Below are 23721 nucleotides of genomic sequence, written 5' to 3'. Positions count from 1 at the left end.
CTGACAATCCGGGGCAATGACATCCGCCGGTACAGGCCGCGGGTGGCCTGCGGGTAGAATCAATGCTCGTGGCTCTTACTATTGGCATCGTCGGACTGCCCAACGTCGGCAAATCAACTCTCTTCAACGCGCTGACCCGCAACCAGGTCCTGGCCGCGAACTATCCGTTCGCCACCATCGAACCGAATGTGGGCGTCGTGAACCTGCCGGACCCGCGGCTGGACAAGCTGGCCGGCATCTTCGGATCGCAGCGCGTGCTGCCGGCCGCGGTCTCCTTCGTGGACATCGCCGGCATCGTCAAGGGCGCATCCGAGGGTGAAGGGCTGGGCAACCAGTTCCTGGCCAATATCCGTGAGGCCGAAGCCATCGCCGAAGTGGTGCGGGTGTTCGACGACCCCGATGTGATCCACGTTGACGGCAAGGTCGACCCCCGCTCGGACATGGAAACCATCAACACCGAGCTGATCCTCGCCGACCTGCAGACCATCGAGAAGGCTATCCCCCGGATCGAAAAAGAGGTCAAGATCAAGAAGCGGGAAGCCGCCGAGCTTGCCGCCATCAAGGCTGCCCAAGCGGTGCTGGAACGCGGCGACACCATCTACTCCTCCATCAAGAGCGACAAGCTGGAGATGGAGCACCTCAAGGAGCTCAGCCTGCTCACGGCCAAGCCCTTCATCTACGTGTTCAACGCGGACGAAGGAATCCTGGGCAGCCCGGAAAAGCAGGAGGAACTGCGGGCCATGGTGGCCCCGGCTGACTGCATCTTCCTTGACGCCAAGCTCGAATCCGACCTCGTGGAACTGGACGAGGAAGAAGCCCGCGAAATGCTGGAGATGAACGGCCAGGACGAATCAGGGCTGGACCAGTTGGCACGCGTCGGGTTCCACACCCTCGGGCTGCAGACCTACCTCACCGCAGGGCCCAAGGAAGCACGGGCCTGGACCATCCACCAGGGCGACACGGCTCCGCAGGCCGCCGGCGTGATCCACTCCGATTTCCAGCGCGGCTTCATCAAGGCCGAAGTGGTTTCCTTCGAAGACCTCGTGGATGCAGGCTCCATGGCTGAAGCAAAGTCACGGGGCAAGGTCCGGATCGAAGGCAAGGAATACGTCATGGCCGACGGCGACGTGGTGGAGTTCCGCTTCAACGTCTGAGCCGGTTCACCGTCGGACTGGGCGGACACCTTATCCTGACTATGAAGGGCGTGATCCTGGCAACTCCAGGTCCCCCTCCCGGAGGGAAAACACGAGGAGGCGGCATGCCGGTCAGGCGTCTGATGCACTACATCACCGCGGCGGTGACGGCTGCGCTGGTTCTTTCCGGCTGCTCCGGCGCCGGAGGCAGTACGCCCGTTGTGGTGGGGGAGGCCAAGCGGGGCGGCGTCGCCACTGTTGCCGAGGTCAACGCGTTCTCGTCCTTCAACCCTTACAGCGCCGACGGCAACACCGACATCAACTCCAAGGTCGGATACATCACCCACTCCGGCTTCTATTACCTGGATGACAGCGCCGCCGTGGTGCGCAACGACAAGTTCGGGCGGTTCGAGAAGGTCTCCGACGAGCCGTTGAAGGTGAAGTACACCGTTAATGAGGGCGTCAAATGGTCCGACGGTGAAGCGATCGACGCCGGGGACCTCCTCCTGAGCTGGGCGGCCGGTTCGGGCTATTTTGACGATGCCGATCCCATGACCGGAGCAGGGACCAAGTACTTCTCCGTTGCCTCGGACACCAGCGGCCTGGCCGGCACGGTCTTGCCCGAACTCGGGGACGACCGGCGGTCCATCACCCTGGAATACGCCACGCCGTACGCCGACTGGGAAGTCGCTTTCGACGTCGGGCTGCCGGCGCACGTCGTTGCCGCGAAGAGCGGGCTGAATGATGAAGAGGACCTGATTGACCTGATCCAGGACTCACCCCGGGGCGACCCCGAAAAGCCTGCCGTCAACGCTGGGCTGAAGAGGGTGGCCGATTTCTGGAACTCCGGCTTCGACACGAAGTCCCTCCCCGATGATCCGGCCCTTTACCTCTCCAGCGGCCCCTACATTGTGAGGGACATTGTTCCGGAGGTTTCCATGAGGCTCGTCCGCAACCGCGATTACGTCTGGGGAGCCGAACCCTGGCTCGATGAAATCACCATCCGTTTCACGGGCGCCCTCCCTGCTGCGGTTGACGCCCTCCGGAACGGTCAGGTGGACATCATCTCGCCGCAGCCGTCCGCCGGCACGGAGGATCTTTTCGCTGGCCTCATCGAGCAGGGCAACACCCTGGAGCGGTACAACCAGTCCGGCTACGACCACCTGGACCTCAATTTCTCCGGCCCCTTTGCCGAGGAAGACGTCCGCGAGGCTTTCCTGAAAACCGTTCCCCGCCAGGCCATCGTTGACGCCGTCGTGGGAGACCTGCTTCCCGACGCCAAACCGCTGGATTCCCACGTCTTCCTTCCGGCGCAGCCTAAATACCCGGACACGGTGAAGAACAACGGATCCTCTGACTTCGCTGAGGTGGACATCGAGGCTGCCAGGGCACTCCTGGACGGCGACACCCCCACGGTCAGGATCCTTTACAACAGGGACAATCCCAACCGCGCTGAAGCCTTTGCCCTGATCAGGGACTCCGCTGCCCAGGCCGGGTTCCAGGTAGTCGACGGCGGGCAAAGCAGTGCTGACTGGGCAAAGTCCCTGGGCGGGTCAGGTTATGACGCCGCGCTGCTGGGCTGGATCGGAACCGGGGCCGGAGTCAGCCGGGTTCCCCAGATCTTCCGCACCGGGTCGGGCAGCAACTTCAACGGATTTTCGGACGCCGACGCGGACGAGGCCATGGAACAGTTGGCCCGGACCACGGACCTTGGCAAACAGGACGAACTCCTTGCCGAGATCGACCGTCGGATCTGGGAGAACGCCTACGGACTCCCGCTGTACCAAACCCTTGGCACCACCGCATTTGGCCCCCGGATCACCGGGGTGAAATCGAGCTCCGGACCCCTCGGTGTCTGGTGGAACGTGTGGGAGTGGCGCCTGGCCTCCTAGTGGCCGTGGCCTCCAGCAGCCTCCTTTGGTGTGCTTTGTGAGCTTCCCCACCCCGATTCGCCGTCGGAGCTACCGGCGAGTAGCATGTGACTTGCACAACTTCCGTTTACCGGCTATCACGTCGGAGTGACCCGGTCACGGTTTGGCAACGGAGTACCAGTATTTGGACTCCGTGCGGTTAGGCTACTCGTTATATGTAAGTTGCGTCACAGTAAAACGCTGTGCCGGGCTTACGGGGAAGCACAAGATTCCCCTCATATCTCCCACAACTCATAGGAGGCGGAATGCGTTTCACGCGCACTTCCAAAGCACTGGGCATCGTGGCAATCGCCGCGCTGGCCCTGACCGGGTGCGGCGCTGGAGGCGGCACCACCGATGGGGCCAGCGACTCTGCAGGCGATCCCAACAAGGTCATCACCGCCTACAGCAACGAACCACAGAACCCGTTGCTGCCGGCCAACACGGGCGAGGTATACGGCGGCCGCGTGGTCGAGCTTCTCTTCGAAGGTCTGCGGACGTACGACGCCAGCGGCAAGCCTGTCAACGCCCTCGCGGAGTCCATCGAGTCCTCCGACGCCCAGAACTGGACCATCAAGGTGAAGCAGGGGCAGAAGTTCACCAACGGTGAAGAGATCACGGCCAAGACGTTCGTGGACTCCTGGAACTTCGCCGCAAACTCCAAGAACCTGCAGCAGAATGGGTTCTTCTTTGAATCCATTGCCGGGTACTCCGAAGTTTCGGCTGTAACCACTGAAAAGTCGGCCGACGGCAAGACCACCACAACGCCTGCTCCCACGGCCGAGACCATGTCCGGCCTGGCTGCCACTGATGATTCCACCATCACGGTGAAGCTGGCACAGCCTGAGGCTGACTGGTCGCTGCGCCTTGGTTACTCGGCTTTCTTCCCGATGCCGTCGGCCGCATTGGCTGATCCAACTGCCTTTGGCGAGAACCCGGTGGGTAACGGTCCGTACAAGATGGAAAAAGAGGGTGCGTGGGTCCACGACCAGTCCATCTCGCTGGTCAAGAACCCCGACTACAGCGGACCGCGTGAAGCGAAAAACGGTGGTGTCACCTTCAAGTTCTACACGGATCCGGGCCCGGCCTACACCGACCTGCAGTCTGACAACCTGGACGTCACCGACGTTCTGCCGTCCAATGCGTTGAAGACCTACACCACTGATTTCCAGGACCGCAACGCCGCGAAGCCGGTTGCCAGCAACTCCACCCTGAACATCCCGGGCTACAACCCGAACTTCCAGGGCGAAGCCGGCAAGCTGCGCCGCCAGGCGCTCTCCCACGCCATCAACCGCGAGGAAATCGCCAAGGTTGTCTTCAACGGAACCCGGACCCCGGCCACAGGCTTTGTTCCGCCGGTGATCGACGGCTTCAAGGAAGACATTCCGGGTAACGAGGTCCTGAAGTTCGATGCCGCCAAGGCGAAGGACCTGTGGGAGCAGGCTGAAAAGCTCCAGCCGTACGACGACTCCAAGCCCCTCCAGATTGCCTCCAACACCGATGGTGGCAACAAGGAATGGATCGACGCCGTAGCCAACGGCTTCAAGAACAACCTCGGCATCGAAGCTGAAATCCAGCCCTTTGCCAAGTTCGCTGAGGCACTGGAGCTTCGCAAGTCCCAGTCGCTGCCGGGACTCAGCCGCGCCGGCTGGCAGGGCGACTACCCGTCGCTGTACAACTTCCTCGGACCGGTCTGGGCTACAGGGGCGCCTTCCAACTACGAGAAGTACACGAACCCTGAGTTCGACAAGCTGCTCCAGGAAGGCCTTGCCGCCAAGACCACCGAAGAAGCCAACGAGAAGTTCAACCAGGCACAGGAGATCCTCTTTGAGGACCTTCCGGGTCTGCCGCTCTGGGACCAGACGCGTCCGATTGTGTGGAGCAACAACGTTGTGAAGGCCGAAACCGGCTGGAACGGCGGCATCCGCTACTTCGACATCACGGCAAAGTAGTCCCAGATCTAACTTGCCGCCAGGCAGATGGGGGTCCGGTCACGGCCGGGCCCCCATTGGCTTGCAACGGCAGGAAGGCACCCATGAACCTGTTTACTTCCCATCCGGAAGGTTGGTGATCCCGTGGTCCGCTTTATCCTGCGCCGACTGCTCCAGGTGATCCCCGTCTTCATCGGCACCACGCTTCTGGTCTATTACATGGTGTTCGCCCTGCCCGGCGACCCCATTGCGGCGCTCTTCGGCGACCGGCAGCCACCCCAAGCCGTCATCGATACCCTGCGCAGCCAGTACCACCTGGACGAGCCGTTCTGGGTCCAGTACGGCCTCTTCCTGCAGAACCTGTTCACCTTTAACCTCGGCAACGATTTCACCGGGCAGCCTATCGCCGCGAGCCTTGCCCGAGTGTTCCCCGTAACTGCGATGCTGGCCATAGAAGCCCTGGCCATCCAGGCCATTTTCGGTGTTGCCTTCGGCGTTTTCGCCGGGCTGCGCCGCGGCGGCTGGTTCGACTCCACCGTCCTGGTGGCGTCCCTCGTGGTGATCGCCGTCCCCACGTTCGTCCTTGGCTTCGTATTCCAGCTCGTCTTCGGTGTCCAGCTCGGGTGGGCCAAACCCACCGTGGGTGCCAACGCGGATTGGGGCAGCCTCCTGCTGCCGGCGGTGGTCCTGGGGCTGGTGTCTTTTGCGTACGTGCTTCGCCTGACCCGCGCCTCGGTCAGCGAAAACATGAATGCCGACTACGTCCGGACCGCAACGGCCAAGGGCCTGTCCCGGCCCCGGGTGGTCCTGGCCCATATCCTGCGCAACTCGCTGATTCCGGTGGTGACCTACCTGGGCGCCAACCTTGGCGGACTGATGGGCGGCGCGATCGTGACCGAAGGCATTTTCAACGTGCCGGGCGTCGGCAACAAGCTCTACCAGGCCGTCCTCCGCAGCGAGGGACCCACCATCGTTTCCATCGTCAGCGTCCTGGTGCTGGTGTTCGTGGTGGCCAACCTGCTCGTCGATCTCCTGTACGCCTGGCTTGACCCGAGGATCCGCTATGACCAGTAACAACATCCACTTCGTGGCACCCATTGACGAAACCCCGCTGCTTGCTACGGACGCCGTCAAGACTGACGAGGCACCGCTCAGCCTGTGGTCCGACGCATGGCGCAAGCTCCGCCGTCGTCCGCTGTTCATCATCTCGGCGCTGCTCATCCTTGCCCTCACCGTGGTGGCACTGTTCCCCGGACTTTTCACCTCGGTTGCTCCCAATGCCGGCTGCGAACTGGCGAACTCGGAAGGCGGACCCACAGCCGGCCATCCGTTTGGCTTCACGTTCCAGGGCTGCGACGTCTACTCACGGGTGATCCACGGCACCCAGGCATCCATGTCCGTGGGTGTGCTCTCAGTGCTGTGCGTGCTGGTGATCGGCGTAACCATCGGGGCACTGGCCGGCTACTACGGCGGCTGGATCGATGCGGTCCTCGCCCGCCTGGGTGACATCTTCTTTGCCCTGCCGCTGATCCTGGGCGCGCTGGTGATCACGCAGCTTCCCCTGTTCCGCGAGAACAAGAGCGTATGGACAGTGGTGTTTGTCATCTCGCTCCTGGCCTGGCCGCAGATGGCGCGGATTACCCGCGGCGCCGTGATCGAAGTGCGCAACGCGGACTTCGTCACCGCTGCGCGTGCGCTCGGTGTCTCCAAATTCGGGGCGCTGGTGCGCCACGTGCTGCCGAATGCCCTCGCCCCGATCATCGTGCTGGCCACCCTGGAACTGGGTGTCTTCATCGTGGCCGAGGCAACCCTGTCCTTCCTGGGCATCGGCCTGCCGCAGAGCATCATGTCCTGGGGCAATGACATCGCCGGTGCGCAGGCGTCCATCAGGACCAGCCCGGAGATCATGCTGTACCCCGCTGCTGCACTGTCCATTACGGTGTTGAGCTTCATCATGCTGGGCGACGCGGTCCGTGACGCCCTCGACCCCAAGAGCCGTCAGCGATGAGAGATAAAGAGATGACAACTCCAGAAGTCCGCATCGATGAAGCCGGCACCACCGGCGTCAGGCCGCTGCTGGAAATCCGCGACCTCGCCATCACGTTCAAGACCGGCGGAGGCGATGTCCAGGCGGTCCGCAATGCTCACCTGAGCATCATGCCCGGCGAAACGGTGGCGATTGTGGGGGAGTCGGGCTCCGGTAAATCCACCACTGCACTGGCGGCCATCGGCCTGCTTCCCAACAATGGCAGGGTGTCCGGCGGGCAGATCCTGCTCGACGGCGAGGACATCGCCCACGCCAGCGAGCAGCGCATGATCGAACTGCGCGGAAACACCATCGGCATGGTGCCCCAGGACCCCATGTCCAACCTGAACCCGGTATGGAAGATCGGCTACCAGGTCCGGGAAACCCTGCGTGCCAACGGGCGGCCCAGCGGACCGGAGGACATCGCCAGGGTGCTGTCCGAGGCAGGCCTGCCGGACGCCAAACGCCGTGCCAACCAGTACCCGCATGAGTTCTCGGGCGGCATGCGCCAGCGTGCCCTGATCGCCATCGGCCTTTCATGCCAGCCGCGGCTGCTCATCGCTGATGAGCCGACCTCGGCCCTGGACGTGACGGTGCAGCGGCAGATCCTGGACCACCTGGACACCATGACCACGGACCTGGGCACCTCGGTGCTGCTCATCACCCACGACCTGGGGCTGGCGGCAGAACGTGCCGACAAGGTGGTGGTGATGTACCAAGGCCGGGTGGTGGAGGCAGGACCCTCGCTGGACCTGCTCCGAAACCCGCAGCACCCGTACACCAGGAGGCTTGTCGAGTCGGCGCCGTCCCTGGCAAGCCGCCGCATCCAGGCCGCCAAGGAGCAGGGTGTGGAGACTGCGGACCTGCTGGCTCCCGTTGCCGAGACTGCCGCCGCGGATAACGTCCTGCAGATCCAGGACCTGCGGAAGGTGTACAAGCTCCGCCAGGGCTTCGGGAAAGCGACGGACTTCGCGGCGGTGGACGGCGTGAGCTTCGACGTCCAGCGCGGAACCACGACGGCGATTGTGGGGGAGTCCGGTTCGGGCAAATCCACGGTGGCCAAGATGGTGCTCCAGCTTGAGAAGCCCACGGACGGCAGGATCCTGTTCGATGGCGTGGACACCTCGCTTCTTAAGGCGCAGGAGCTGTTCAAATTCCGGCGGCGCGTGCAGCCGATTTTCCAGGATCCCTACGGCTCCCTCGATCCGATGTACAACATCTTCCGCACTATCGAAGAGCCCTTGCGGGTCCACAAGATCGGCAACCAGGCCAGCCGCGAAAAGAAGGTCCGGGAGCTGCTGGACCAGGTGGCGCTGCCCCAGTCCGCCATGCAGCGTTACCCGAACGAGCTCTCCGGCGGGCAGCGGCAGCGCGTTGCCATTGCCCGCGCGCTGGCACTGGATCCCGAGGTGATCATCTGTGACGAAGCCGTGTCCGCTTTGGACGTGCTGGTCCAGGCGCAGGTCCTCAACCTGCTGGCCGATCTCCAGGCGAACCTTGGGCTGACTTATCTCTTCATCACCCACGACCTTGCGGTGGTCCGGCAGATTGCGGACCACGTATGTGTCATGGAGAAGGGGCGCCTGGTGGAGACCGGCTCCACGGATGAAGTCTTCGAATCGCCACGGCAGGAGTACACAAAGGCACTGCTCAACGCCATCCCCGGCGCGAAGCTGATGCTTCCGCCCGAAGTGGCGTAGCAGCACTTATAGAAACGAACGGCTGGAGCCGGAACCCTTGGGCCCGGCTCCAGCCGTTTTCGTATGTGGCGCTGTTTGCCACCTAATCCTGGACTGCACCTGTGGCGCCCGTACCCGCGGCCAGCAGCGGTGCCGTGTCAGGCGTGGCCTTTCGGTCCAGGCCAAGTTCACGCAGCCGGCGCTCCAGCAGCGCTCCAAGCGACTGGCGGCCCGCGGCATTCATGTGGACTGCGTCGGCAAGATCCTTTGCCAGGCCGTACCGGGTGAGCCAGTCGCCCACGGACACAAACGGCAGCCCGTGGGCGCCTGCCACCTTGCCCAGCAAGGCATCGACTGCACTGCGGCGCCCCCCGCCGTCGTCCGCGCTGCGCGCCAGTGTACCGATCATGGCCGTCCGGGTGCCGGGGTAACGGGCCTGAAGTTCAGCGATCAGCTTCTCCGCGTTACGGGCGATCTGCCGGTCGCTTGCCCCGCTGGCGGCGTCATTGCCGCCGCCTTGGATGACGATCAGGGCGGGGGTCCCCGATGGGAGCAGCCAGTCCCCTTCCAGGAGGGCATCCACATAGTTGCCGGTGCTGCCGTTGGAGGAGGCGAATCCTGTGCCCCCGCGCCCGCAGAAGTAGACCTTGTACCCCGCTGCCGCAAGTGCCTGGCGGGGCCAGCCGTCGGCCGGTTCGGACTGCGAGTCGCCAATCAGGAGGACTGTTCTGGTGATCTCGGGGACAACCGCTTCCAGCCGACCGTTAGCCGGATTCCGCACCTTGGCGCCGGCAGCCACCAAGTTGGGCTGCCCGCCGGCCTGGGGATGGCCCGCAGCGGCAGCCGCCTGCGCGGAGGGTGCCTCGGGGGAGTATGCGGCGACGCCGCACCCGGACAAGGCCATCAGGGAAGACACTGCCAGAATGGCTGCGGCCCTGGATGCGCCGATGCGGGTGCGGGCCGAGGCCTTTGTCATGTGGTGTCTCCGGGCTTGCTTAATACGGCGTGCGTGATGCGTCAGAGCAATCATGTGGCATGCAGGCCTGATAGGCCAGTGATTTTCATCACATTTTTTTGGCGTGGCGCTGGCCCTGCGCGTGCACTCCCTACCCCGGCCGCCAGAAATTTAGGCCAATAAATGCCACTGCCGGTAGACTGGGGGAAGGTGCCCTGTGCTAAGGGCCTTGTCCGTCGTGCGTTCCAGTTGGAAATGTCGCGATACAACAGCTGACTTTCACCACTGAATCGAGCCATTACGCATGTCTGAAACCACCACCAACACCGCGGTAGCCACTGCATCACGCAGTGACCTCCGCAACGTCGCGATTGTGGCCCACGTTGACCACGGCAAGACCACCCTGGTCGATGCCATGCTCAAGCAGACCAACTCCTTTGCCGAGCACAACCACCTCGAAGACCGCGTGATGGACTCCGGTGACCTGGAGCGCGAAAAGGGCATCACCATCCTGGCCAAGAACACCACGGTGGCCTACAACGGTCCGTCCTCCAATGGCGAGACCATCACCATCAATGTCATTGACACCCCCGGCCACGCCGACTTCGGCGGCGAGGTGGAGCGCGGCCTGTCCATGGTGGACGGCGTCGTGCTGCTGGTTGACTCTTCCGAGGGCCCGCTGCCCCAGACCCGCTTCGTGCTCCGCAAGGCCCTTGCCGCGCACCTGCCGGTCATCCTCCTGGTCAACAAGACCGACCGCCCCGACGCCCGCATCGACGAAGTGGTGCACGAGTCCATGGACCTGCTCCTGGGCCTGGCTTCCGACCTCGCGGACGAAGTTCCGGACCTGGACCTGGACAAGGTCCTCGAGGTTCCCGTCGTCTACGCGGCCGCCAAGGTTGGACGCGCCTCCCTGGAGCAGCCCGCCAACGGCTCCGCCCCGGACAATGAGGACCTTGAGCCGCTGTTCAAGACCATCATCGACCACATCCCGGCCCCCACGTACAACCCCGAGGGTGTCCTGCAGGCGCACGTCACCAACCTGGACGCCTCCCCGTTCCTGGGCCGCCTCGCGCTGCTCCGCATCTACAACGGCACCCTGCGCAAGGGCCAGCAGGTTGCCTGGGCCCGGGCCAACGGCGAGCTGAAGACCGTGAAGATCACTGAGCTCCTCGCCACCAAGGCACTGGACCGCGTTCCCGCCGAGTCTGCCGGACCGGGTGAGATCGTCGCCGTCGCCGGCATCGAGGACATCACCATCGGTGAAACCCTCACCGACGTCGAGAACCCCCAGCCGCTGCCGCTGATCACCGTGGACGATCCCGCCATCTCCATGACCATCGGTATCAACACCTCGCCGCTGGCCGGCAAGGTCAAGGGCGCCAAGGTTACCGCCCGCCAGGTGAAGGACCGCCTGGACAAGGAACTGATCGGTAACGTCTCCATCAAGGTGCTCCCCACCGAGCGTCCCGACGCCTGGGAAGTCCAGGGCCGTGGAGAGCTCGCGCTGGCCATCCTCGTTGAGCAGATGCGCCGCGAAGGCTTCGAGCTGACCGTGGGCAAGCCGCAGGTTGTCACCAAGACCATCGACGGCAAGATCCACGAGCCGATGGAACACATGACCATCGACGTGCCCGAAGAATACCTCGGTGCCGTCACGCAGCTGATGGCCGCACGCAAGGGCCGCATGACCAACATGGCCAACCACGGTACCGGCTGGTGCCGCATGGAATTCATCGTTCCCGCCCGTGGCCTGATCGGGTTCCGCACCAAGTTCCTCACGGACACCCGCGGCGCCGGCATCGCAGCGTCGATCTCCGAGGGCTACGAGCCGTGGGCAGGCCCCATCGAGTACCGCACCAACGGTTCGATGATTGCCGACCGCGCCGGTGTTGTGACCCCGTTCGCCATGATCAACCTGCAGGAGCGCGGCTCGTTCTTCGTCAAGCCCACCTCCGAGGTTTACGAGGGCATGATCGTGGGCGAGAACTCCCGCGCCGACGACATGGACGTTAACATCACCAAGGAAAAGAAGCTCACCAACATGCGTGCCGCTTCCTCCGACACCTTCGAGAACCTGACGCCGCCGCGCGACCTGACCCTCGAAGAGTCCCTCGAATTCGCCCGCGAGGACGAGTGCGTCGAGGTGACCCCGGAAGCCATCCGCATCCGCAAGGTCATCCTGGACACCAACGAGCGTGCCAAGGCCAACCGCGCCCGCGCCAAGGCCTAGTCCTTCAGTACCTCTTGGAAAGCTGCCGGTACGGCGGACGGGATTCCCGCCGTCGTGCCGGCAGCTTTTGTTTTGCCATTTTGTACCGGAGTGCGCAGTGAAGTGCGGGTTCGGTCCGCAGCGGCAGTCCCGGCGCAGTGGCGGCGCGCTTTACTGTGCCGCGGGGCGGCGGCGCTCCGGCGCCGGCGGGACCTGCTTGGCCGCCACCACAAGGTCAAGGGGAATGACGACGTCGGCCTGCCGGGTGCGGACGGTGCACGCACCGGCGTCGCACGAGACCAGGTGGCCGAGCGCATCGGTCAGGCCGTCCTCGATTCGGTACCGCACCACCACCCGTGTCCCGGGTGCGGCGGCGGAAAGGAACGCTGCGGGGGTAGGGGGCTGACTCACCAGTTCATACTAGGCGTCCCGGCTAGGTTCGCGGGAACGGCCTGGGAGATAATAGGCTCAGATGTCAAGAGTCCGGCCAGAGCTGCCGGATGCAAGAACCGGCGGGTTGCCGGAACCAACGTGGAGAGGCCAGGGACGTGACGTACGTAATCGCGCAGCCGTGTGTAGATGTCAAGGACAAGGCATGTATCGAGGAATGCCCCGTCGACTGCATCTATGAGGGTGAGCGTTCGCTGTACATCCATCCGGACGAATGCGTCGACTGCGGCGCCTGCGAGCCCGTTTGCCCGGTCGAAGCCATCTACTACGAGGATGACACTCCCGACGAGTGGGCCGACTACTACAAGGCCAACGTGGAGTTCTTTGACGACCTCGGTTCACCCGGGGGCGCTGCCAAGATCGGCAACACCGGCAAGGACCACCCGATGATCGCCGCACTGCCCCCGCAGAACCAAGACCACTGACGCAGAAAAGGTGACCGCAGCAGTGAATACGTTTGGCCTTGACCTGCCCGATTACCCGTGGGAGGCCATGGCGCCGTATCTTGCGAAGGCATCGGAGCACCCGGGCGGTGCCGTCAACCTGTCGATCGGTACACCCGTGGACCCCACCCCGGCCCTGGTCCAGGATGCCCTGAAGGCTGCTGCCGACGCACCGGGCTACCCCACTGTGCACGGTACGCCGGCGCTTCGGGAAGCCATCGCCGGCTGGTTCGAACGCCGCCGCGGTGTGGCCGGACTGGATCCCCGCAACATCATGCCCACGGTGGGTTCCAAGGAACTTGTGGCGTGGCTGCCGCTGCTGCTCGGGCTGAAGCCGGGTGACGTCGTCGTACGTCCCAAGGTCGCCTACCCCACGTACGATATCGGCGCCACGCTGGCAGGCGTCACCTCCGTTGCCACCGACAACCTGGACGAACTCGACGACGCCACCCGTGCCCGTGTCCGGCTCATCTGGGTCAATTCCCCGGGCAACCCGACCGGCAGCGTCCGCGACGCAGACTTTTTGAAAGCGCTCGTAGAGCAGGCCCGGGAGCTGGGGGCCGTGGTGGCCTCGGACGAATGCTACGCAGAACTCGGCTGGGGAACCTGGGACGTCCAGCGCGGCGGCCAGTCCGTCCCCAGCATCCTGGACCCGCGGGTGGCGGGCGGATCGCACCAGGGCCTGCTCTCCGTGTACTCATTGAGCAAGCAGTCCAACCTCGCCGGCTACCGTGCCGCCTTCGTAGCCGGCGACCCGGACCTGATGCCCAACCTGGTCAACAGCCGCAAACACGCCGGCATGATCGTTCCCTACCCCGTGCAGGAAGCCATGCGCGTGGCGCTCGGCGACGATGCGCACGTCGAGGCCCAGAAGGACCTCTACCGTGGCCGGCGGGAGCGGCTGGTTCCGGCATTGCTGGACTTCGGCCTGGAAATCAAGGATTCAGACGCAGGCCTGTACCTGTGGTCCACGGCAGGCGAAAGCACCTGGGACACGGTGGCGCGCCTGGCAGAACGGGGCATCGTGGTGGGGCCGGGAGTCTTCTACGGCGAGGCCGGCAACGGTTACGTCAGGGTCGCCCTCACCGGAACCGATGAGCGGATCGACGCTGCAGTGGCACGGCTGAGGGAAGCGCGGTAACAAAAAGCCGCGTAACAATCGTGTGACTCGCGCCACACCGCCCGCATTTTAGGGGACTTTAGGCCGTCTCGGATTAGTGACACCCGCCAAGGAGCGGTACTTTTTAAGTGACTATCAATGGTGGCTTTCTACAAGAAGGCAGCCCGGGTGTTGGAACCTGTGTTCTCAGGGTCAGTGCGCGGCTCACCTGATGTTGGATCAAGCTTTCGACAGAGGCCCAGAGAGCCTCATGAAGGGGACTCCATGACTGAGACCAACAACGCGGCTACCCTGCTTCACGCAGGAGGCGAGCTCAAGCTCCCGCGCATCCAGGTTATTGAAGGAAACGAAGGATACGACGTTTCCAAGCTGCTGAAGCAGACGGGCGCAGTCACCTTTGACCCCGGCTTCATGAACACCGCAGCAACCACCTCGGCTATCACCTACATCGACGGCGATGCGGGCATCCTGCGGTACCGCGGATACCCCATCGAGCAGCTGGCGCAGCACTCCAGCTTCCTCGAGGTGTCCTACCTGCTGATCTACGGCAACCTGCCCACGCCCACCGAGCTGGACGAGTTCGACCAGAAGATCCGGCGCCACACGCTGCTCCACGAGGAGCTGAAGGGCTTCTTCGGCGGCTTCCCCCGCGACGCACACCCCATGCCCGTCCTGTCCTCGGCCGTCTCCGCGCTGTCCACCTTCTACCAGGACTCGCTGGATCCGTTCAACGCCGAGCAGGTGGAAGTTTCCACCATCCGCCTGATGGCCAAGCTGCCCGTCATCGCCGCCTACGCGCACAAGAAGTCCATCGGCCAGCCCATGCTGTACCCGGACAACTCCCACAACCTGGTGGAGAACTTCCTGCGCCTCAGCTTCGGCCTGCCGGCCGAGCAGTACGAGGTTGACCCCGTCGTCGCCAAGGCCCTGGACCTGCTCCTCATCCTGCACGCGGACCACGAGCAGAACTGCTCCACGTCCACGGTGCGCCTGGTGGGTTCCTCCAATGCCAACCTGTTCGCCTCCGTTTCCGCCGGTATCAACGCACTCTTCGGACCCGCCCACGGCGGCGCCAACGAAGCCGTGCTCAAGATGCTGCGCCAGATCCAGGCCGAGGGCACCAAGCCCGAGGACTACATGGAGAAGGTCAAGAACAAGGAAGACGGCGTCCGACTGATGGGCTTCGGACACCGTGTCTACAAGAACTACGATCCGCGTGCCAAGATCGTCAAGGCCACTGCCCACGAGATCCTCACCAAGCTCGGCGGCAACGACGAACTGCTGGACATCGCCCTGCGCCTGGAAGAGAAGGCGCTGAACGATGACTACTTCATCCAGCGCAAGCTCTACCCGAACGTGGACTTCTACACCGGCCTGATCTACAAGGCCATGGGCTTCCCGGAGAAGATGTTCACCGTCCTGTTCGCCATCGGCCGCCTCCCCGGCTGGATTGCGCAGTGGCGTGAAATGATCAGCGACCCGAACACCAAGATCGGCCGCCCGCGCCAGCTGTACATCGGCGAGCCGGCCAGGGACTACCCCGCCCGCTAATATCCCTTACGACGACGGCCGCCCACCTCCAGGAGGTGGGCGGCCGTCGTCGTTAATCACCAACTACAGGCAACGCGGGGTCATCAAACGCCCAATAAAGTGTCCCTGAGGGGCGCTTAGTGACCCCGCGTTGCTGTCAGGACGCGTAACCCTGGGGGTTGTTCTTCTGCCACCGCCAGTGGTCCTCGCACATCTGGTCCACGGTCTTGGTGGTGGACCAGCTCAGGTCTGCCAGCGCCGAGGTGGCATCAGCCCAGAAAGCAGGAAGGTCGCCCGCACGGCGGCCGGTGATCTCGTAGGGGATGGGCTTGCCAACGGCCTTTTCGAAGGAGCGCAGGACCTCCAGCACCGAGGAGCCCTTGCCGGAGCCGAGGTTCCAGCGGAACACCCCGGCCCGGTCCGCAACGTGGTTCAGGGCGGCCACGTGGCCTTCTGCAAGGTCCACCACGTGGATGTAGTCCCGCAGGCACGTGCCGTCCGGGGTGTCGTAGTCGCCGCCGAAAACCATGAGCTTTTCGCGCCGGCCAACGGCCACCTGCGCGATGAACGGAACCAGGTTGTTGGGGATGCCCTGCGGATCTTCACCGATGCGTCCGGACGGGTGGGCGCCGACCGGGTTGAAGTAGCGCAGCAGGGCTATATGCCAGCGGTCGTCAGCCGCGCCAAGGTCGGAAAGGATGTCCTCGATCTGCTCCTTGGTCCGGCCATAGGGGTTGTTGGCCCCGATCTCCATCTTTTCCACGTAGGGGATGGGGTTGTGTTCGCCGTAGACCGTCGCTGACGAGCTGAACACAAAAGACCGCACGTTGTGCCGGTCCATCACGCGGATCAGGTTCAGGGTGCCCACGAGGTTGTTGTAGTAGTACTTCAGCGGCTCCTGCACGGATTCCCCGACGGCCTTCAGGCCGGCGAAGTGGATGACGGCGTCGATCGCGCTGCCGGCGAAGACTTTTTCAACCGCGGCTTCGTCCACCAGGTCCACGTTATGGAACTCAGCCGTTTTGCCGCTGAGCTCGGCAACCCGGCGCAGTGACTCCTCGCTGGAGTTGATGAGGTTGTCGACGACAACAACATCGTGGCCGGCTTCCTGCAGGGAAAGAACAGTGTGGGAACCGATGTAACCGGTGCCCCCTGTAACCAGAATTTTCATGCCTCAACGCTATCCCACCGGGCCGCGGTGCCGCCGCCATGTTCCGGATGCCGGGCAGGGACGGCAGGCGCGGCAAGCGATGGAGCACAACCGTGCTAAAAAGGAGCAGTGCCCAAAATTGTAGATGCCGAAGCCCGCCGCCAGGACGTTGTGGAAGCGGTCCTCAGGATCATCGCGGTGGACGGACTGGAACGCGCCTCGCTGCGTGAGGTGGCGGATGAGGCCGGACTCGCCGTCGGATCCGTCCGGCACTACTTTGCCGGCAGCGACGAACTTCTGACCTATTCCTTTGCCACGGTGGTGGACCGGATTGTCCGCCGGCTCAAGGCGGCGCTGCCCGGTGTCGCCGCCGCAGCGCCGCGCAGCCCTGAGCAGCGTGCAGCGGTATTAACCCTTGTGGGTGGCCTGCTGCCCCTGGATGAGTCCCGGGCGGTAGAAGCCTGCGCCTGGATGGCATTCAAGAACGCGGCCAGGATCCGCCCTTTCCTCGCCGCGGTTGCCGACAGCAGCCACCGGGAGGTCGCAGCGATCGCCGGGCAGGTGGTGGCCGCGCTGATGCCGCAGGACGAACCGCAGGAGAACCTGGTGGTGGAGGCGGAACGCCTCCTGGCCACACTGGACGGACTGTGCATGCATGCCCTGCTGCAACCCGGGTGGATGACCGCACAAATGTGCTCCGACGTGCTGGAACGCCATCTTGACGGCTTGAGTCGCTGAGGGGCGTTACCGTGGGCAGGGAGCGGGAATAGACTGATAGCCGGGGGCGCGAAACTGGATCAGCAGACCCGGCAGGAGCACGCCAGGGAAGGACTTCGGATGCATCAGGCAAGCGGTTCACGGTGGCAGATCACTACGGACACGTCCGGACCCATGATGATCGCACTCTACGTCCGCGACACGGTCGGGCTAAACGGCGCAGGCCACCCGGCGCTGTCCCATGCCGTTCCCAAGATCCGCCCGGCGGACCACACCCACCTGACAGCCGACGTCGGCGGGCTAAGCGCGCTCAAGACCGAGTGGGAAGCCTGGTGGGAACAACTGGTCAAAGCCCATCCGCAGACCTCGCCGGAACTGTCGCCGCCGGAGTTTGGCGCATTCGGCAACTCGCCCGCCCTGCAGCGGGTCCTGCAGGCCCACTTCGGCGCTGCCCTGACCTGGGCGCGGGAGCGAAGGAGCGAGTACGCCCGGCTGGAGGCGGAACGCCTGGCCAGCGGCACGGACCAGCTCCTGGAGGAACTGGTGGACGACAGGCTGATGGAAGTCGGGCGGGATTCCCGTGACTTCACGCTGACCATCATCGAACTGCCCCTGAATGAGCAGCGGGCCTGGTACCTGGAGCCGGACAAGATCATCATGAGCCACCAGCTGATGGGCCAGCCGGAGCTTTTCCGCAGCTACGTGCAGCCGGTCGTGGAGATCCTCGTTTGAGTCATTAGCCCACACCCGCCTGGGTGCTTTGCGGGGCCACCGTAATCCGGACCTGTCCGTCCGGCGCCGCCGATTCCTGCCAGCCGTTCCGTTCCGCACGGTCCCAGCTGCGGCCCGCCACCTCCACCCGCGTCACTTCGAGGCCTTTGGCATTCGCCACCGCCCACTGGGCCACGGACCAGGCCTGGCTGCCGCTGGCATTTACCACCACGGTCGGCCCCTCCACGGAAGCGTCCAGCGCTCCGTACGCCGTGCTAAGTTCGGCGGCCACCGCCGCGGCGTCTCCGGCGGAGCCCGACGAACGCAGCGTGCACTGCACGGCTTCGGGTGTCTGGCCGGACAACCCGGAGGCGAAGGACCGCCCCATATCCTCGTGCTGCGCGTAGGCGCTGGGGTACGCGGACCGCTGGACGCGCTGTGCGGCGTCGGTGATGTCCAGGGTTTCGTAGTCCGGGACCTTCACCAGCGCATCGTAGAACGCGTTGACGGCGTAGTAGGGGTCCATGACCTGTTCCTCGGTGCCCCACCCCTGCGAAGGCCGCTGCTGGAACAGCCCCCGCGAGTCCGGTCCGGCCTGGTCGCCGTGGGCGATGTTCCGGAGTTTGGACTCCTGCATGGCCGTGGCCAGGGCAATGCTCGCGGCCCGGGGAGGCAGCCCGCGCTGGACTGCGACGGCGGTGATCAGCGAGGCGTAGACCGCCTGGTCGGGTGCCAGTTCGGCTGTCCTGTCGCCGACAACAGCGGTGCAGCGTTCCGAAACGAGGGTTTCGGAACGCTGCACGAAGAACACCGCTGAATAGAAGCCGCCGGCCACCAGGGCAAGGGCCAGCAGCAGTACTGCCAGGCGGCGCAGGCCGCGTCGTCGCGCCATAGATTAGTTGGCGTGCAGGGCGTCGTTCAGTTCCACGGTCTGGCCGGCCCGGGGGAGGACCTCCACGGCACCCGTGGTGGAATTGCGGCGGAACAGCAGGTTGGACACGCCGGACAGCTCGGCAGCTTTGACGATCTTGGTGGTGTCCTCGCCCACCTCGTCCTTGGGCCCGGGCACGCGGACGCGGGTGCCGGCCGTGACGTACAGGCCGGCTTCCACCACGGAGTCGTCCCCGATGCTGATGCCTACGCCGGAGTTGGCGCCCAGCAGGACCCGCTCGCCGATGGTGATCTTTTCCTTGCCGCCGCCGGAGAGGGTGCCCATGATGGACGCGCCGCCGCCCACGTCGCTGCCATCACCGGTCACAACACCTGCGGAAATACGGCCTTCCACCATGGAGGTGCCCAGCGTGCCGGCGTTGAAGTTCACGAAGCCTTCGTGCATGACGGTGGTGCCTTCGGCCAGGTGCGCACCCAGGCGCACCCGGTCGGCGTCGGCGATCCGCACGCCGGAGGGCACAACGTAGTCCACCATGCGCGGGAACTTATCGATGCCGTAAACGGTGACGGCGCCACGGCGGCGGAGCTTGGCGCGGGTAAGTTCGAAGCCCTCCACGGCGGCGGGACCGAAATTGGTCCAGACGACGTTGGGCAGCTTCCCGAAGATGCCGTCCAGGTTGATGGTGTTGGGCTTCACGAGGCGGTGCGAGAGCAGGTGCAGGCGGAGGTAGGCGTCGGCGGTGTCAGCCGGGGCCTCGTCAAGGTTGATCTGGACGAACACCACCTTCTGCTCGGTGCCGCGGTCCTCATCGGTGCCGTTCTCTGCGATCTGCGTCAGGGAATCGTCAGCGTTATCCACGGCACGCAGGTGCTCGGCGGCAACACCGAGGGCCGGTGCGGGGAACCAGACGTCCAAAACGGTGGCGTTGCCGTTGGCGGTGGCGATGGTGGCCACGCCAAAACCGTAGGCAGAGCGTTCGTCGGTGGTTGCGTTCAGGGTTTCGGGCACGGCGGAAGAAGCGGTCTCAGTCATGTGTTCCAGTCTATCGAGGGCCGGGCACCGGGTTCGAACTAGACTGGCTTCGTGACTGCCGAAACCGCTCCAGACCCCGCATCCGTCCTGTCCAGCCAGGAATCCGGCCAGGATTCCGCGCCTGCGCGGCTGGACCTGCGGCAGGACGTTGCGCTGCTGACCGCCGCCATCATGGACATCAACAGCGTGTCCGGAAACGAAAAGGAACTGGCCGACGCCGTGGAAACGGCGCTGCTGGGTCTCCCGGAGCTGACAGTGGTCCGCGACGGGGATTCGATCATCGCCCGCACGGAACTGGGGCACCCCGAACGCGTCATCCTGGCAGGGCACCTGGACACCGTGCCGCTGCCGCTGAGCGAGGGCTCGAAGGGAACGGTGCCTTCCAGCTGGGAGTCGGGCGTCCCGGGGGAAGGCATCCTGTACGGCCGCGGCGCCACCGACATGAAGGGCGGTGTGGCAGTGCAGCTTGCGCTGGCGGCCACCCTGTTCGACGGCGGCGCACAGCCCAGGCGGGACGTCACGTTCGTCTTCTACGACCATGAGGAAGTGGAAGCGGTGAAAAGCGGCCTGGGTCGCCTGGTCCGCAACCACGGCCACCTGCTGCACGGGGACTTCGCCATCCTTCTGGAACCTACGGACGGCATCGTGGAGGGCGGGTGCAACGGCACCAGCCGGTTTGAAGCAACAACCGTGGGCGAGGCCGCGCACTCGGCTCGGGCGTGGATGGGCAGCAATGCCATCCACGCCGCAGCCCCCATCCTGGCAAGGCTCGCAGCCTACGAACCGCAAACCGTCACCGTGGACGGCCTGGACTACCGTGAAAGCCTCAACGCCGTGAAAATCAACGGCGGGACCGCCGGCAACGTCATCCCGGACCGCTGCGTGGTGGAGATCAACTACCGCTTCGCCCCGGACAAGACACCGGACCAGGCCGAAGCCGTGGTGCGGGAACTCCTTGAGGGGTTCGACGTGGTCCGCACCGACGCTGCAGCCGGCGCCCGGCCCGGCCTCCAGCATCCGGCTGCCGCTTCCTTCGTTGCCGCTGTGGGAGGCGACCCGAAACCCAAATACGGCTGGACCGACGTCGCGCGTTTCAGCGAACTGGGTATACCGGCGGTGAATTTCGGACCGGGTGACGCACTTCTGGCGCACAAGGACAACGAGCACGTCCACGCGGATGCCATCCGCACCTGCCTCCGCGCGCTGCAGGACTGGCTGGCGGGCTGAGCCAGGAGTGCTAGGCCAGGAGCACTTTGTCCGTGCTTAAATGCAGAACGGCCCGGACCTGGTGGTCCGGGCCGTTCGCGTAGGAACTGCCTAGGGAACCGGGGCCTCTGCCTTTTCGGGCTCGGCCTTGGCCACACCTCCGGCTGCCTTCTTCGACCCCCGGCGCTCAATCCAGACCGCAAGCCTGGAAACGAGGATGTTGATGGCGATGTAGATCGCAGCAGCAACGAAGAAGATGGGGAACAGGAACTGCGTGCCCAGGAAGTCCGCCATCACCTGGACGGCGCGCAGCAGCTCGCCATACGCCACGATGTAGCCCAGCGAGGTGTCCTTCAGGAGCACTACCATCTGCGCCACCAAGGACGGCATCATGCGGCGGATTGCCTGCGGAAGTTCGATGAGCATCCGGGACTTGAAGCTGGTCAGGCCAATGGCAAGGCCTGCTTCCCGCTGCCCGCGGGGCAGCGACTGGATGCCTGCCCGGATGATCTCGGCGAAAACTGCCGAGTTGTAGAGCACCAGGCCGGTGACAACAGCAATGAACGGTGACGTGCCGAAGCCCAACAGGACGAACAGCATCATCAGGACCACGGGCATCCCGCGGAGGAACTCCAGGACCACCCGGGTGGGGATCCGGATAATGGCCGCATCGGAGATGCGGAGCAGGCACAGCAGCAGCCCCAGCGGGAACGCGATGACGGCTGCCAGGGCAGCAGCAGACAGGGTGGCGCTCAAGCCGTTGCCCAGGAGCATCCAGACATCGGCGCGGGTGAAGATCTGCCAGCGTCGGCCTTCGAAAATCCCCTGCTGGGCGAGGGTCATGACAATCCATGCCAGCAAACCCAGGATCAGCACGGAACCTACGATCGAGCCGATCAGGGAGATCCGCCGGGCTTTGGGTCCCGGAACGTCGTAAAGGACTGAGCTCATCGGGCAATCGCCACCTTTCGTTCCACCGTGCTGGCCAGGATGCCCAGCGGAACGGTGAGGAGCAGATAAAAGAACGCGGTACCCAGCAGTACGGCGATGACGGCATCACCGTTGGCGTTGGCCAGCTGGCGGCCGTAGCCGAACAGTTCGAGGACAAAGAAGGCGCCGGCGACGGAAGAGTTCTTCACCAGGGCGATCAGGATGTTGATCAGCGGCGGGACCACCGTCCGCAGGGCCTGGGGGAGGATGATGAGGTTAAGGACCTGGCCGAAGTTCATGCCGATGCTGCGCGCGGCCTCTGCCTGCCCCACGGGAACACTGTTGACACCTGAGCGGACAGCTTCGGCGATGAACGCTGCGGTGTACGTGCTGAGGGCGATGATCGCGGCAACTTCGAACTGCTCAAACTTGACCCCGAGCCGGGGGAGGACGATCGCCGCGAAGAAGAAAGCAATGGTCAACGGGGTGTTCCGGAGAACCTCCACGTACACGGTGCTGAAGCCGCGCAGGGCTGCTACCGGGGACACCCTGGCGGCTGCCAGCAGCGTGCCAAGGACCAGTGCGATGATCCCGGAGACGGCTGACAGGAAGAGGGTGCGGAGAAAACCGTTCCAATACAGGGGGAGGTTTTCAATGATGACGTCCATAGGATCCTTTGGCTTTGGGCGTGGACGGATTTAAAGGCTGAAAGCTGCCGGGGCCGGCCTACCGGCCCCGGCAGCTCCGGACTCACTTAGTAGCGGTCAATCTCGGGGAGCTCGGGTGCAGTCTTGATGACCGAACCTGCAGTGGCTTCCCAGGCCTTCTTGTAGGACCCGTCCTCTTCGAATGCCTCCAGCTGGTCGTTGATCCAGGTGCGGAATTCGGTGTCGTCCTTCTTCAGGCCGATGCCGTAGGGCTCCTTGGTGAAGGTTTCATCGGAGGCCAGCTTGAAGGCGTCCGGCTCCTTGTCCACAAAGCCGGCGAGGATCACGTTGTCAGTGGTGACAGCCTCCACCTGCTTGTTGCGCAGCGGCTCCAGGCAGGCTGAGTAGGTGGCGGCCGGGACCAGCTCTGCTCCGTACTTCTCCACGATGGTGGCGGCAGGGGTTGAACCGGTGACGGAGCAGACCTTCTTGCCCTTGACGTCCTCGGGCGTCTTGATGGCGTCGTTGTCCTTGTTAACCATCAGGGCCTGGCCGGCTTCGTAGTACGGGCCGGCAAAGCTGACAACCTGCTTGCGCTTGTCGTTGATGGTGTACGTGGCGATGACCAGGTCAACCTTGCCCTGTTCGATGAAGGGTTCGCGGTTGGCCGAGACCGTCTCTGACCATTCGATCTTGTCGGCGGAAATTCCCAGCTTCGCTGCGATCAGCTTGCCGATTTCGACGTCGAAGCCTACGGGCTTGCCGTCAAGACCTACCTGGCCGAACAGCGGCTGGTCGAACTTGGTGCCGATCTTGATGGTCCCGGCGGAGGAGAGCTTCTCCATGGTGCTGCCGGCGGCGAAGGTGGGTGTTGCTTCAACAGTGGGGTCGCTGCCGGTGTCGGTGCCGCCACCGCCACAGGCGCTCAGGGACAGGGCGATGGCAGCGGTAGCCGCCACGAAGAATGACTTCCGCCGGGTCATAAATGCCTTCATGACATTCCTTTCATTGGTGGCCGTGGGTCACGGCCTGGGTGCGAACTGAAGT

Annotated in this window: 21 protein-coding genes; 13 read left to right on the top strand and 8 right to left on the bottom strand. The window is 64.3% G+C overall.

From position 1 onward, the window contains the following. Positions 1–68 precede the first annotated feature (68 nt). The 6 genes from ychF (at position 69) to ACZ9BC_RS11780 (ending at position 8700) form a co-directional block, all read left to right on the top strand. A complete protein-coding gene (gene ychF, locus ACZ9BC_RS11805; RefSeq protein ID WP_079597431.1) occupies positions 69–1154 on the top strand; it encodes a redox-regulated ATPase YchF in 1086 nt (361 codons plus the stop codon). A gap of 104 nt (positions 1155–1258) precedes the next feature. Then, positions 1259–3025: an ABC transporter family substrate-binding protein gene (locus ACZ9BC_RS11800; RefSeq protein ID WP_476246103.1), complete on the top strand. Its 1767-nt coding sequence runs from the start codon at positions 1259–1261 to the stop codon at positions 3023–3025. A gap of 284 nt (positions 3026–3309) precedes the next feature. Beyond that, complete coding sequence (locus ACZ9BC_RS11795; RefSeq protein ID WP_476246102.1) at positions 3310–4995, top strand: peptide ABC transporter substrate-binding protein; 1686 nt, start codon at positions 3310–3312, stop codon at positions 4993–4995. Positions 4996–5118: 123 nt separating this feature from the next. Further along, complete coding sequence (locus ACZ9BC_RS11790; protein WP_275727720.1) at positions 5119–6048, top strand: ABC transporter permease; 930 nt, start codon at positions 5119–5121, stop codon at positions 6046–6048. Beyond that, positions 6038–6982, top strand: a complete 945-nt coding sequence (locus ACZ9BC_RS11785; RefSeq protein ID WP_476246101.1) for an ABC transporter permease — start codon at positions 6038–6040, stop codon at positions 6980–6982. Before ACZ9BC_RS11790 ends, ACZ9BC_RS11785 begins: the two co-directional genes overlap by 11 nt. Before the next feature lie 11 nt (positions 6983–6993). After that, positions 6994–8700 carry a dipeptide ABC transporter ATP-binding protein gene (locus ACZ9BC_RS11780; RefSeq protein ID WP_476246100.1) on the top strand — a complete coding sequence of 569 codons (1707 nt, stop codon included), beginning with the start codon at positions 6994–6996 and terminating at the stop codon, positions 8698–8700. Between the two features lie 82 nt (positions 8701–8782). Here the strand turns inward: ACZ9BC_RS11780 and ACZ9BC_RS11775 are convergent, their stop codons facing one another. Beyond that, entirely contained in the window at positions 8783–9655 is an 873-nt protein-coding gene (locus ACZ9BC_RS11775; protein ID WP_476246099.1) for an SGNH/GDSL hydrolase family protein, read from the bottom strand. Positions 9656–9938: 283 nt separating this feature from the next. Between ACZ9BC_RS11775 and typA the strand changes: the two genes are divergently transcribed. Next, the gene (gene typA / locus ACZ9BC_RS11770) at positions 9939–11867 is read left to right on the top strand and encodes a translational GTPase TypA (RefSeq protein WP_476246098.1); all 1929 of its coding nucleotides are present in this window, start codon (positions 9939–9941) and stop codon (positions 11865–11867) included. Positions 11868–12017: 150 nt separating this feature from the next. Here the strand turns inward: typA and ACZ9BC_RS11765 are convergent, their stop codons facing one another. Further along, complete coding sequence (locus ACZ9BC_RS11765; RefSeq protein WP_476246097.1) at positions 12018–12257, bottom strand: putative acetyltransferase; 240 nt, start codon at positions 12255–12257, stop codon at positions 12018–12020. A gap of 137 nt (positions 12258–12394) precedes the next feature. On the opposite strand from ACZ9BC_RS11765, the gene fdxA reads away from it, so the two are divergent. The 3 genes from fdxA (at position 12395) to ACZ9BC_RS11750 (ending at position 15410) form a co-directional block, all read left to right on the top strand. Next, a complete protein-coding gene (gene fdxA, locus ACZ9BC_RS11760) occupies positions 12395–12721 on the top strand; it encodes a ferredoxin (RefSeq protein ID WP_009356972.1) in 327 nt (108 codons plus the stop codon). A 10-nt stretch (positions 12722–12731) separates the two neighbouring features. After that, complete coding sequence (gene dapC, locus ACZ9BC_RS11755) at positions 12732–13880, top strand: succinyldiaminopimelate transaminase (RefSeq protein WP_476246096.1); 1149 nt, start codon at positions 12732–12734, stop codon at positions 13878–13880. 243 nt (positions 13881–14123) lie between these two features. Continuing rightward, positions 14124–15410, top strand: coding sequence for a citrate synthase (locus ACZ9BC_RS11750; RefSeq protein ID WP_079597336.1), 1287 nt, complete (start codon positions 14124–14126; stop codon positions 15408–15410). 136 nt (positions 15411–15546) lie between these two features. On the opposite strand, the gene galE is transcribed toward ACZ9BC_RS11750, so the two are convergent. Continuing rightward, positions 15547–16560 carry a UDP-glucose 4-epimerase GalE gene (gene galE, locus ACZ9BC_RS11745; protein ID WP_476246095.1) on the bottom strand — a complete coding sequence of 338 codons (1014 nt, stop codon included), beginning with the start codon at positions 16558–16560 and terminating at the stop codon, positions 15547–15549. 108 nt (positions 16561–16668) lie between these two features. On the opposite strand from galE, the gene ACZ9BC_RS11740 reads away from it, so the two are divergent. Together ACZ9BC_RS11740 and ACZ9BC_RS11735 are read left to right on the top strand one after the other, a co-directional pair. Further along, positions 16669–17277 (top strand): TetR/AcrR family transcriptional regulator, encoded by a 609-nt coding sequence (locus ACZ9BC_RS11740; protein WP_476246094.1) that lies wholly within the window; start codon positions 16669–16671, stop codon positions 17275–17277. Between the two features lie 99 nt (positions 17278–17376). After that, positions 17377–17988: a hypothetical protein gene (locus tag ACZ9BC_RS11735; protein ID WP_079597333.1), complete on the top strand. Its 612-nt coding sequence runs from the start codon at positions 17377–17379 to the stop codon at positions 17986–17988. A 4-nt stretch (positions 17989–17992) separates the two neighbouring features. On the opposite strand, the gene ACZ9BC_RS11730 is transcribed toward ACZ9BC_RS11735, so the two are convergent. Together ACZ9BC_RS11730 and dapD are read right to left on the bottom strand one after the other, a co-directional pair. Next, positions 17993–18859 carry a transglycosylase SLT domain-containing protein gene (locus ACZ9BC_RS11730; protein ID WP_476246093.1) on the bottom strand — a complete coding sequence of 289 codons (867 nt, stop codon included), beginning with the start codon at positions 18857–18859 and terminating at the stop codon, positions 17993–17995. Between the two features lie 3 nt (positions 18860–18862). Further along, complete coding sequence (gene dapD, locus ACZ9BC_RS11725) at positions 18863–19891, bottom strand: 2,3,4,5-tetrahydropyridine-2,6-dicarboxylate N-succinyltransferase (RefSeq protein WP_476246092.1); 1029 nt, start codon at positions 19889–19891, stop codon at positions 18863–18865. Positions 19892–19978: 87 nt separating this feature from the next. Here dapD and dapE point away from each other — a divergent pair, with 87 nt between their 5' ends. After that, entirely contained in the window at positions 19979–21118 is a 1140-nt protein-coding gene (gene dapE, locus ACZ9BC_RS11720) for a succinyl-diaminopimelate desuccinylase (protein ID WP_476246485.1), read from the top strand. A gap of 90 nt (positions 21119–21208) precedes the next feature. Here dapE and ACZ9BC_RS11715 read toward each other — a convergent pair whose 3' ends face one another. The 3 genes from ACZ9BC_RS11715 to ACZ9BC_RS11705 form a co-directional block, all read right to left on the bottom strand. Continuing rightward, positions 21209–22048: an amino acid ABC transporter permease gene (locus ACZ9BC_RS11715; protein WP_476246091.1), complete on the bottom strand. Its 840-nt coding sequence runs from the start codon at positions 22046–22048 to the stop codon at positions 21209–21211. After that, positions 22045–22695 carry an amino acid ABC transporter permease gene (locus tag ACZ9BC_RS11710; RefSeq protein ID WP_476246090.1) on the bottom strand — a complete coding sequence of 217 codons (651 nt, stop codon included), beginning with the start codon at positions 22693–22695 and terminating at the stop codon, positions 22045–22047. Before ACZ9BC_RS11710 ends, ACZ9BC_RS11715 begins: the two co-directional genes overlap by 4 nt. 86 nt (positions 22696–22781) lie before the next feature. Continuing rightward, positions 22782–23669, bottom strand: coding sequence for a glutamate ABC transporter substrate-binding protein (locus ACZ9BC_RS11705; RefSeq protein WP_476246089.1), 888 nt, complete (start codon positions 23667–23669; stop codon positions 22782–22784). Between the last annotated feature and the right edge of the window lie 52 nt (positions 23670–23721).

The organism is Pseudarthrobacter sp. TE3704 (assembly GCF_056279405.1).
The sequence above is the reverse complement of the archived record's forward strand: the minus strand, read 5'-3'. Positions and strand labels throughout refer to the sequence as shown.

Excerpts from the sequence above, each read along its gene's own strand:
- ACZ9BC_RS11800 (WP_476246103.1), top strand. The coding sequence starts at position 1,259 with ATGCCGGTCAGGCGTCTGATGCACTACATCACCGCGGCGGTGACGGCT.
- ACZ9BC_RS11795 (WP_476246102.1), top strand. The coding sequence starts at position 3,310 with ATGCGTTTCACGCGCACTTCCAAAGCACTGGGCATCGTGGCAATCGCC.
- ACZ9BC_RS11785 (WP_476246101.1), top strand. The coding sequence starts at position 6,038 with ATGACCAGTAACAACATCCACTTCGTGGCACCCATTGACGAAACCCCG.
- ACZ9BC_RS11780 (WP_476246100.1), top strand. The coding sequence starts at position 6,994 with ATGACAACTCCAGAAGTCCGCATCGATGAAGCCGGCACCACCGGCGTC.
- ACZ9BC_RS11775 (WP_476246099.1), bottom strand. The coding sequence starts at position 9,655 with ATGACAAAGGCCTCGGCCCGCACCCGCATCGGCGCATCCAGGGCCGCA.
- typA (WP_476246098.1), top strand. The coding sequence starts at position 9,939 with ATGTCTGAAACCACCACCAACACCGCGGTAGCCACTGCATCACGCAGT.
- ACZ9BC_RS11750 (WP_079597336.1), top strand. The coding sequence starts at position 14,124 with ATGACTGAGACCAACAACGCGGCTACCCTGCTTCACGCAGGAGGCGAG.
- galE (WP_476246095.1), bottom strand. The coding sequence starts at position 16,560 with ATGAAAATTCTGGTTACAGGGGGCACCGGTTACATCGGTTCCCACACT.
- ACZ9BC_RS11735 (WP_079597333.1), top strand. The coding sequence starts at position 17,377 with ATGCATCAGGCAAGCGGTTCACGGTGGCAGATCACTACGGACACGTCC.
- ACZ9BC_RS11730 (WP_476246093.1), bottom strand. The coding sequence starts at position 18,859 with ATGGCGCGACGACGCGGCCTGCGCCGCCTGGCAGTACTGCTGCTGGCC.
- dapD (WP_476246092.1), bottom strand. The coding sequence starts at position 19,891 with ATGACTGAGACCGCTTCTTCCGCCGTGCCCGAAACCCTGAACGCAACC.
- ACZ9BC_RS11715 (WP_476246091.1), bottom strand. The coding sequence starts at position 22,048 with ATGAGCTCAGTCCTTTACGACGTTCCGGGACCCAAAGCCCGGCGGATC.
- ACZ9BC_RS11710 (WP_476246090.1), bottom strand. The coding sequence starts at position 22,695 with ATGGACGTCATCATTGAAAACCTCCCCCTGTATTGGAACGGTTTTCTC.
- ACZ9BC_RS11705 (WP_476246089.1), bottom strand. The coding sequence starts at position 23,669 with ATGAAGGCATTTATGACCCGGCGGAAGTCATTCTTCGTGGCGGCTACC.